The sequence below is a fragment of the Holospora obtusa F1 genome (genome assembly GCF_000469665.2).
Lineage (GTDB): Bacteria > Pseudomonadota > Alphaproteobacteria > Holosporales > Holosporaceae > Holospora > Holospora obtusa.
This window is the reverse complement of the sequence record NZ_AWTR02000011.1, coordinates 1-9,697: the sequence shown is the minus strand read 5'-3', so window position 1 is coordinate 9,697 and position 9,697 is coordinate 1. Positions and strand designations below refer to the sequence as shown.

Here is a 9,697-nt window from a genome sequence, read left to right as displayed (position 1 = left end):
TAAAAACTTACGGACGAAAAATATGATTATTTCAAGCAAAAATCAACTATTGCTGCGTAACATCAGTATAAAAGTTGTCAAGAAGAATATTGAAATGACCACACAACGACGCGCACATAAAAAACAATACATTCTTAATATAGTGAAGTTTAATAAAATAGATTACAATATTCGTGATTGTTTTTGTCTCTTCATCCTAATTTTAAACATTATTTAAGGAAATCCGTATAGGCTCCTTTTTGAAGATATTCGACCTAAAATCATCAACATACGATTTATATTAAATAACGTCAAAATTAAATTAAAAAGATTTAATAACGACATAATGATATAACTTGTTTTTTATAACATTTTTTCTTGACAACATAAGTGCTCTGGTTTAGTGTACGTTTGTTGAAAATTAAAGTTTTTTCTCATGAAATTAAAATACGCCTTGTCATTAATATTCTTAAGCAGTCAAGTTTTTTCTTCTCCTCTAAAGTCCTTAATTAGTGGAAATTGGGACGATCCAAAGCATGTGCGTTTTGTAGTTAAAAGCTTAAAACTTAGAAAAGATCAAATTGATTCTGGCGATCTCGTAAAAATTTTAGAACTGTTGACCCAAAAAGCAAAACACGTGTTAGAAGTAAAAAACTTTTTTAAAGAGTATTTTTTAAAAAAATCGGAACAATTTACTGGATCTTTTAGCTCTGATTGTGTAGATGCTCTAGAAAAAGAAAGGATGTTCGAACTTGGCGTAGAATGGATGAATATTTTTCCAGATACGGCGCATTTTGCTTGGGGATTATTGTTGTCTGAGGTCGTAAACCCATCCAAAAAAACTCAAGAACGCCTAGGTTTTCCTAAACTATTTGAAGACATTGTGTCTAGAATCAAAACAGTAAAGGAAAGTGATTTTACTAAGATTATAGAAGTGTTTTTAAAGTTCAAGGGATTTCTTGATACAAAAACATTTGAAACGTTAGGATTTGAACGCGTCAATACTTTTGAGGAAAGTAATTTTAGTGCTATCATATCGGCCATCTGCAATGCTAAGCAGAAATTTTCTTTAAGCTTATTTGAAAGATTAGATTTTTATAAAATTTCAGGGGAGTCTCTATTTTTTGAAATTATACGAACACTTTGCAGTTCGGATCAAAAGATGAATTTAGATCATTTCCAGATGGATCAGATCGTTCACAAAATTAATTCCTTAAAAATGAATTCTCAATTTGCAAAAATGATGTCTACGTTATGTAACGCTAAGCAAAAAAAGTTTTTAAAAATTTTTGAAAAATTAAATTTTGATAAAATAAATGCGTTAAGTGAAGTTGAGTTTTTTGATGTTATCTCGTCGTTTTGCAACGCCAATCAAAAAATTGATTTAAATATTTTTCAAATTGAGCAAATCGTTCAAAAAATGAATCTGTCCAAGTCTGAGAATCAGTTTGCAGATATTCTGTATGTTTTGTTTAACGCTAAGCAAAAAATCCCTTTGAAATTTTTTGAAAAATTGAATTTTGATAAAATCAATAGCTTGAGTGACTTAAATTTTTCAAATGTTGTGCGCGGTTTTTTTATCTCTGAACAAGACCTTTCTTTAGGAATTTTTAAAAAATTAAATTTTTCAAAAATTAATGAATTAAAAGGGTGGATGTTTATGAAATGCGTAGAAGATTTTTTTAAATCTAGGAATAAAGGACTTTTAACTATGGTTGAAAGACTCGATTTTAAAAAAGTTAATACAGAGGATAGTCAGTATCTTGAAGATATTGTATCTGCGATGTATCTTTGTGAACATAAAGTTCCTCCAAATATTTTTGAGCAAATCAATTTTAAAGATATAATGAAGCACGATAACAGTCTTGACACGGTGGCTTTAGCAATTTGTGATTCAACACAAGATGCAGCCTTGAATATTTTTGATGACGATGGAGTTCTAAGTTTTGAGGCATTAGAGTATGATTTTAGGCGTTTAATTGTTGGGTCTCGCATGTGTAAAGTCCGAGAAAAAATTTCCCCAAATGTTTTTAAAAAATTTTGTAAGAATTTTTTTGAAACTCCGGATTGTAAAGAAATGAATAAATTAAATTTCTCAGACTCTTTTTATTTTGTGAGTGGTTTTTGTAATTTTTACAAAAAAGAAGCATTAAATCGATTATCGGAATTTTCTCCCGAATTAAAGAGTCAAATTTTAAAAAAATTGATAGTTTCAGAAAATTTATTAGAAGATGTTGATCTTGATTTTGCTTCTATTGCAAATTTTTCCAGTCAAGAAAAAACAAAAGAACTCATTTTGGACGTACTTTCCTTTGCCAATATAGATGATTACGCAATTGACGTTTTAACTGCGATAAAAAACATTCAGGGAATAAGTTATGCAAAAAAATTCGCAAAATTTATTTCTGATGAGATCAAAAATAGACAAGAAGCTCTCATTTTTGATAAAGATTTAAAAATTCAAGATCCCAAAGAGTTTGCTTTTCTTGATTGGTCTGCGCTAAATCAAAATTTTACTCAAGAATCACTTCAAAAAGATCGAGCATTTTTAGTTCGATTAATCCGTATTTTATACCCAAATGCCAAAAATAAAGATGTTTTTCACGATTCTCAGATTCAAAAAGGTATAGCGTATTTAGATTCTTGTCTGCAAACAGAATTAGCGCCGCTATTTAAGGGATACGAGTCATTAATGCTTCAAATTGTAAAAAATGATTTAGCAGAAAAAATGAAAAAAGACTTAAGCAGTTTAGTTGTTTCTTATTTTTGGGGAAAAGACGTTGTATTATCTAATAATTTGAAAAATGTTCCAGAGGAAAATCTTTCTTTTTTGAACGTCATTAAAGCGTTAGATTGGGGAACTTCAGGATACAATCTTTTTCAAGAAGAAATTTCATGTGTTTTTGAAGCAAATTCTTGCGAAGTAAACCTAAAAAAACTTGATGAGGGGTGCGAAAAATTAGTAACTGACATTTTAAATTTAGTTTTTTACAATCAAGATGTTGTAAAAATTTCAACTAATTTTGCTCATCGACCTGTTTTTCGTACAGATATCAAGAATGATTTAGAGAAATTTATTAAGCATGCACATCCGTCTATTGATGAATCTTCAAATAAAGATGATTCAAATGCTTCTCCTGCTTTTTTAGTATGTTCAACATTCTCAGAGATTGTCAATGGAGGAAGTTCTGTATTAAATAAAGAAGATTTTTCAAAAATGAATCAACGTTTAAGAAAAGCATTATGGGAGCTTCGTTTAGCGTATGTGCGTATGGAAAAAAGAATATTTTCTGGAAGTATTGCCAAAGAATCTGTACAAGCGCAAACAAATTAACGATTGTTTTTTACTTTCTACCGTGCGTATAATTGAGTAGTAACAGTTGTTTTTTTCAATGTTGATTGAGGCTTTTTAAAAGACAATTGAACTCAAATTTTAGGAGTAAATAACTTGACTTGACGATCTGAATTTTTGTCAAGTCACTAATCAAAAAATTTCAAAAATTTAGGAGTATTCAATACTTTTGGCGCTATTTTTAATAAGTTTGATAGCGCATAATTATGAGCTTGACTAAACATCTTAATTTTTTCCAAAGAATTTAAAAAATTTTCCGTTTCTGCTATCGTCTATATAAATTTCTGATCATCGCTTATCAATTGTTTTTTAATAAATTGAGGCAAAATTTTTCCAACTATAGCCGCTTGCATTTCTTTTCTTTTTTGGTAGTGGGGACATCTTTTTTTTATTTTTTGACTAAGCGCACTTAACAAAAGACCACTATTTTCTATTTTTTTTATATTTAATTGATACAACACTTTGGAAGCGCACAATCTTTTCTTAAATATAAATGTGTTCCAAATATTAAAAAAATCTAGATCGCTAAATTTTTGTGTTTTTAAATAAATTTTTTTTCTAAGTATCCACGCTTACGCTAAGAAACTCATGTCTACTCTTTGTTTCGAAGTTAAAACCGTTTAAAAATTCCAAAACAGTGTAATTTAACATTAAACACCTTAGTATACCTTTTAGATTTTTCTTTTTTGTAAATTCGATCCCAAAAGCAACCTTAGAAATACCATCACTACTAAGGGGACAGCTACCAAAAAAATTAAATTTTGGAGAGCTTTAACGTTTAGATAGTTTTACATCAAAATACGACTATAGTGTCGTATTCAGGTCATCAGCAATGCATTGCAATAAGTGTACTTCCGAAAACTACATAAGGAACAGTAATATTACGCAAAGTTCAGCGTTATAAGCGAAGGAATGAGATTGTAACTTTATTGCAGATGACAAGAGGGGAAAAAAGGGAAACGGCTGTCAAAAAAGCCTTATGTGTCATTTTATACTCTTTAGCTAAGGCATTATTCTCCTTCTATTATATATAGGTGGGTTGTGGCAAAGATCGAAAAAATATAAGAATTTTCGGTTTCAGGTCACATTCACGCAGTGAAATTTGATGAAATGTGGCATTTTTTCCAAAAAAAATCAAAAACTCTGGATTATCAAAGCCGTTGATCGTAGCACACGAAAAACTGTTGACTGGGTTACAGGAAATCGTGATGCTGCAACATTCAAACAACTTTACGAAAAAGTAAAACATCTGAAAAATTGCACATTTTATACTAATGACTGGGATACTTTTTCTAAAGTCTCTACAAAAAACCGCCATAGTATTAGAAAATCAGGCACTGTATACATAGAGAAAGATCATAGTAATACAAGACATCACCTAGAGCGCATGACTAGACGTACTAAAGTCGTTTCCAAGAAAGAATTTTATGGTGTACGGATCAATCAAGCTTTGGTGTGCGCTTACGACACCAGAAATCTTTAATCACTATCAAAAAAACATTAATATCTATCTTTAAGTGAAAATTCTCTTATGATTAACATACTCAGCTATAATATTTGTCCACTGATAATAGTTACTGCTCTTTTTGGCACTAAGCTTTTTCCCCTTTCTGCTTCATCCTGCGTTCTACACAAATGGTCATCTCAATACCGCTTTCATCAATATATACAAGACTTTCTGACGGTTTCTTTATAGCGCTTTCGTTTTTCTTGGCTTGATTGCAAGTCGGTAAAGGTTTTTTTATAGCTAAAGCCTAGCTTCTTTAATCGTCGATACACAGAAATACTAGCATTAAATAGTTTTGCTATCTCTTCTATTTTTTTATCTTCATTAGCCTTCGACATAAACCCTTAGCTTTTCTGAGGCTATTTCTCCCTTTCTGCCTAAGCGAGGTCTGTTTCTTGGCAACCTTTCACCACCTACTTACGCTGCTTTTTGGATGTCGTGTTTTGAGTATTATCAAGCTTAATATATTCTATTACTTTCTTCCTTAGATCTAAGCTGTAGTGTTTCTTTGTCATTTTTTCTTAAAAATAGCATCTTTTTATCCTGTTTTGAAGCTAAATTACTATATCTATTTTTTTAGAAAAAATGTATCATATTTCGCATTGTAATTCAACTGTTTTTACTATAGCCTTCTGTAATAGAGTAAACGCATTACCTCTCTATTCTCGATCAAGCTTATTTATACCCAGGACGTTGATAACGTCCTATCAATTGCTTTCCACAAAGGATGAACTGTTCTGACAATTTCTTCAAATCTATGAAGAGTTAGACCAATTGAATTTTTCTGAATTTTTGCGTATCTTAGAGAGATTAAACTTATTTTAGCCCCTTAATCCCGTATCTTCTGATAAAATTTACATAAAAACTTGCGCAGCAGATCTATTAGCTGTTCAAGCAAATACGATTTACAATTATCATAAATCAGCTTAAAAACATAAAAAAAAGAGGAATTGGCAGCAACATCTCATCATGCAAAAACCCCACAAAGATCCCATAAAGAATGTAAAAGAGGGAGATCGGGAAATAGCAAGCTGGCTGTACCAATTTCATGTTTATAATCCATAAGGATAAGGGCATTAACGCTGGTTCTACATGTTCAAAAAAACATATAACTTGCGATACAATTGTAACCGCTATCATTACTATAGGCAGAAAAAGCAAATAAATTACGACTTGTCGTTGCTAGGCAACCGAAAATCGTTGTCGAAAAAGCAATGATCGAAAGTCCATAGCCCATAATTTGCTTGAGAAAAATGTTTATTCTGAAATTTTTTAGAAAACGATTTCACCAAGCGTTACAGAAGCTTCTATCGCTGTAACTCAAGCTTAATTTACTACATTTGTTTCGAGTAACAAAACTTGGGATATGTTATTCTTAATTTGTCTTAGCCATGATGCGTACAAGAAGATAAAATTTTTTGATACATAATACGATATGCATCAACGCAACGTTCCAAAGTAAACAAAGTTTCTACGGTTTGTTTTGCTGCATTTCCAATTTTTGTACGTAAAACAGGATTTGAAATTAAAAGCGCTAAAGACTGCGCCATAGCTTGAGTATCCCCCAAAGGAATTAAATAACCGTTTTTTCCTGAAATAATTGCATCTCTATTACCACCTACATCTACTGCAACAACAGCTAGTCCTTGAGCCATTTTTTCTAATAATCCATTAGAAAACCCTTCTTCGTGGGAAGGAAATACCCCCATGTCCGCACAATTTAATAGTGTTCTTGGATCGTAAACTTCTCCTAAAAATCGAAAATGTTTTTCTATTCCTTGTTGAGTTATCCTGTTTTTTAAACGTGTTGCACGATCTTCAGAGTCTCGTCCTGCTAGTAAAAAACAAAAATGACTATGACCAAGAGATAATAACGTTTTTGAAACGGCAACAAGATCTTCGTGCCCCTTATAACTCATAAAATTAGCAACATAAACAATACGAATCCACCCCAGGGGAACATCTTGAATTTTTTGGAGAATGGTTTCTTTTTCTTGAAGCGAATAAAGAGGCCTTAGTGGAAGTCCATTAAAAATCTTGTATACTTTTTCAGGGGGGATACCTTCTTCTTCTAATTGCTTACAAACCTCGGAACTGTTTCCCAAAGCCAGACAAAGATGTTTGTGTAAAAACTTTTCTAATTTTCGCAATATATACCTATTTTGAGCATAAATGTTTAAAGCTCGTCGACTCATTAAAAAATGTTTTACTTTTCTACTTAAAAGATATGCCACTCCCGAACTGCAATAAGCAATAGGTAAAAAGGCATGAAGAATATCAACTTTAGTAGATAGATGCTTGCGAAGACGCCATGTACCCTGAATCCATCGTCGAATTCGTCCATATTGGTTAGATGTTGGAGATAATAAACAAACTAAATCAATACCTTGCGCTTCAAATAACGGTCCTAACGCTCCAGCGTGATGATGAAAAATTAATATACGAATCGAAAACCATTTCTGAAGCGCAGGCAGAACAGATAAAAGATGCATTTCGCACCCACCTATATCCAATACTGGGACTACATAAACAATTTTTGGTTTTTCTATCAATCTATCAGATGATGTATTCATGAACGTGTTTGTATTGTTGTTCTGCAAAGTTCCAATTTAAGCACTGAAAAATTTTTTCTAAATAAGTTTTTCTATGGTTATAATAATCCACATAGTAAGCATGCTCCCACAAATCTACGGTAAGCAAAGGATAAATATCTGTAGACTCTACCCAAGGTAACAAAGCATTGGAAGTAGACGTAATTTCTAACATATTTGTTTTTTTATTGTAAATTAACCAAGACCAACCACTGCCAAAGTGAGCTATCCCTTGACACATCCACTGCTCTATCATTTTTTCCACGGATGTAAAGGTGTTTTCAATATGTTGGCGTAACGCTCCAAATTTCAAATTTTGAAGCTCTTCACATGGTGTTAAACTTTTCCAATAAAAATTATGAGCGATTACTTGTGCGCTATTATTAAAAATATTCCAATGTTTGTGATCATAACTTTTTTGAGTAACTTCTCCTAAACTGAGATCTGTATATAATGCGTTTTGTAAAACCAATTCATTTGTTTTTTCTACGTACCCTTTATGATGACGAGAATAATGAAGTTCCAAAGTTTTTGAAGAAAGTACAGGCTCTAGTGCGCAAAATTCGTAAGGTAGAGTCATAAGAAAAAACATTACATTGATCCTTTTGTGTAACTCATAATGAGTAATTATACCCTGAATACATTAAGGAATACAAGAAAAATTTTATTTAACTCAATAATTTTAAAAAAATATTTAGCACACAAATCAAATCAACGCTCAAATTAATTTATAAATAATTTTAACGAATCAAAAAATGTTAATAGACTGACTGCATAATCAAAAATTTTAAATATAATTTTGTTGCAGACGTATAGAAGATTTTCAGACAAAACAGTGTTCGTGCTCCTATAATAAATTCAAGTTAAAGTTTGAAAGTATATAGGGCCTGTCCTCAATTAAGCCAAACGACAATTGAAGCCAAGTGAATGGCGCCTAAAAAATTTTAAGACGTTTTATCATAGCGTGTGGCAATGGCGCGGTGCTGCCTTAAGTTTATAGTAAAAACAGTTGAATTGTAATGCAAAATATAGCATATTCTATCTAAAAAGGTAGATAATATCAACGCGTCCATATAGTATAAATTTAAGAGAAAAGGTCATAAATTTTATCAAAGCAGGTAACAGTCCAAAAGAATCATAGAGAGTTTTTGGAATAAATAAAATAACAATCAACAGATGATATTTACGTTATAAAAGTGAAGGACATTTCAGCCCAAAGATACATTTGGGTGCAAAGTCGACTATAAAAAAAAGAGTCTTTTATTCAATACTAATCATCCAGATGCTAAATCAGAAAATATTGCTTGTGAATTTAGTATGAGTTCCAGAGGTGAACGGTACTGGTTAAGGCGTGGAGTTATAAAAAAATCTTAACTTATGTGAAAAGCAAATAAATAAAAATGAAATACACACCAAGGAGCGATAAAAATATATTATACGAAGGTCTTGTGTACATTGATGGAAGCGGAATAGAGCTCACCATTTGCAAAGATAGAGGATGGGGAGAAAAAGTGAAAAACTTGTGGGTAAAAGAGCGGTAAATATTACGAAAGAACGCGTATTGTAGCGAGTTTATTTGTTTAGTTCCAAATTCTTATGGTATAACCTATAAGGAACTAAAAGGAGGCTAATTTATGGAAAGTATACTGCATAAAAATGCCAAGACGACGCTTTGAGTCCGAAAAAAATACAAAACTCTGTACAGAGCGCCGCTAAAAATAGTAAAACGTTTGGGCCTTCACTATTAAAACTGTTTTGGAGTGGAAGAAATCCGGTTGTGTTCAAGATAAACGCTCTGGCCCTGCACAGCCAAAAAGCGTTTTATTTGCAACAGAAGCAAAAGATTGTGTGTGAATTCAGGCGCGTTTCTAGCTTCCGCTTGATGATGTTTATAGTGCTTTGAAGGAGAAAATTCCTAATTTCATGGGCTCTAATCTGCATCGATGCCTCAAAAGACTAAATACTTACCCAAAAAAGAAGAGTCTACTCCTGAAAAAAAGAAATTTAAAGAATACCACCTTTTTGTGACCATTGATCGGGCCACAAAGTACGTTTATGTCGAGCTCCATTCAAAGGCGTCGGTTAACGAGTCAAGTACATTTTGAAAAATTTGATCGCCCATTGTCCTTTTAAAATAACGAACTGATGTTACGCAGCAATAGTTGATTTTTGCTTGAAATAATCATATTTTTCGTCCGTAAGTTTTTAAGGACAAAAAATGAAACTGGATCTTCTTGATATGTATAGCGACTATTTGATAAGTCAAAA

At 31.9% G+C, this 9,697-nt stretch carries 9 protein-coding genes; 5 read left to right on the top strand and 4 right to left on the bottom strand.

The features are described 5' to 3' along the window. Positions 1 to 217: hypothetical protein (locus P618_RS08330; RefSeq protein WP_204365627.1), on the top strand; the 217-nt coding region annotated here is incomplete at its 5' end. 198 nt (positions 218 to 415) lie between these two features. Next, positions 416 to 3,313 carry a hypothetical protein gene (locus P618_RS00465; RefSeq protein ID WP_021827715.1) on the top strand — a complete coding sequence of 966 codons (2,898 nt, stop codon included), beginning with the start codon at positions 416 to 418 and terminating at the stop codon, positions 3,311 to 3,313. 290 nt (positions 3,314 to 3,603) lie between these two features. On the opposite strand, the gene P618_RS00460 is transcribed toward P618_RS00465, so the two are convergent. Continuing rightward, complete coding sequence (locus P618_RS00460) at positions 3,604 to 3,792, bottom strand: hypothetical protein (protein WP_021827714.1); 189 nt, start codon at positions 3,790 to 3,792, stop codon at positions 3,604 to 3,606. 644 nt (positions 3,793 to 4,436) lie between these two features. Here P618_RS00460 and P618_RS00455 point away from each other — a divergent pair. Next, positions 4,437 to 4,814 (top strand): IS1 family transposase, encoded by a 378-nt coding sequence (locus P618_RS00455; RefSeq protein ID WP_024160979.1) that lies wholly within the window; start codon positions 4,437 to 4,439, stop codon positions 4,812 to 4,814. A 176-nt stretch (positions 4,815 to 4,990) separates the two neighbouring features. Here P618_RS00455 and P618_RS07575 read toward each other — a convergent pair whose 3' ends face one another. The 3 genes from P618_RS07575 to P618_RS00440 all read right to left on the bottom strand — a co-directional run bounded on the left by P618_RS07575 (position 4,991) and on the right by P618_RS00440 (position 8,021). Next, positions 4,991 to 5,176 carry a hypothetical protein gene (locus P618_RS07575; protein WP_021827712.1) on the bottom strand — a complete coding sequence of 62 codons (186 nt, stop codon included), beginning with the start codon at positions 5,174 to 5,176 and terminating at the stop codon, positions 4,991 to 4,993. Positions 5,177 to 6,223: 1,047 nt separating this feature from the next. After that, complete coding sequence (locus P618_RS00445) at positions 6,224 to 7,411, bottom strand: glycosyltransferase (protein WP_021827710.1); 1,188 nt, start codon at positions 7,409 to 7,411, stop codon at positions 6,224 to 6,226. Then, positions 7,395 to 8,021 (bottom strand): superoxide dismutase, encoded by a 627-nt coding sequence (locus P618_RS00440; protein ID WP_021827709.1) that lies wholly within the window; start codon positions 8,019 to 8,021, stop codon positions 7,395 to 7,397. Before P618_RS00440 ends, P618_RS00445 begins: the two co-directional genes overlap by 17 nt. A gap of 808 nt (positions 8,022 to 8,829) precedes the next feature. Between P618_RS00440 and P618_RS07570 the strand changes: the two genes are divergently transcribed. Both P618_RS07570 and P618_RS07565 read left to right on the top strand, forming a co-directional pair. Further along, positions 8,830 to 8,970 carry a hypothetical protein gene (locus tag P618_RS07570; protein WP_021827708.1) on the top strand — a complete coding sequence of 47 codons (141 nt, stop codon included), beginning with the start codon at positions 8,830 to 8,832 and terminating at the stop codon, positions 8,968 to 8,970. A 131-nt stretch (positions 8,971 to 9,101) separates the two neighbouring features. Next, positions 9,102 to 9,332 (top strand): hypothetical protein, encoded by a 231-nt coding sequence (locus tag P618_RS07565; RefSeq protein ID WP_156918924.1) that lies wholly within the window; start codon positions 9,102 to 9,104, stop codon positions 9,330 to 9,332. The last annotated feature ends 365 nt before the right edge of the window (positions 9,333 to 9,697 follow it).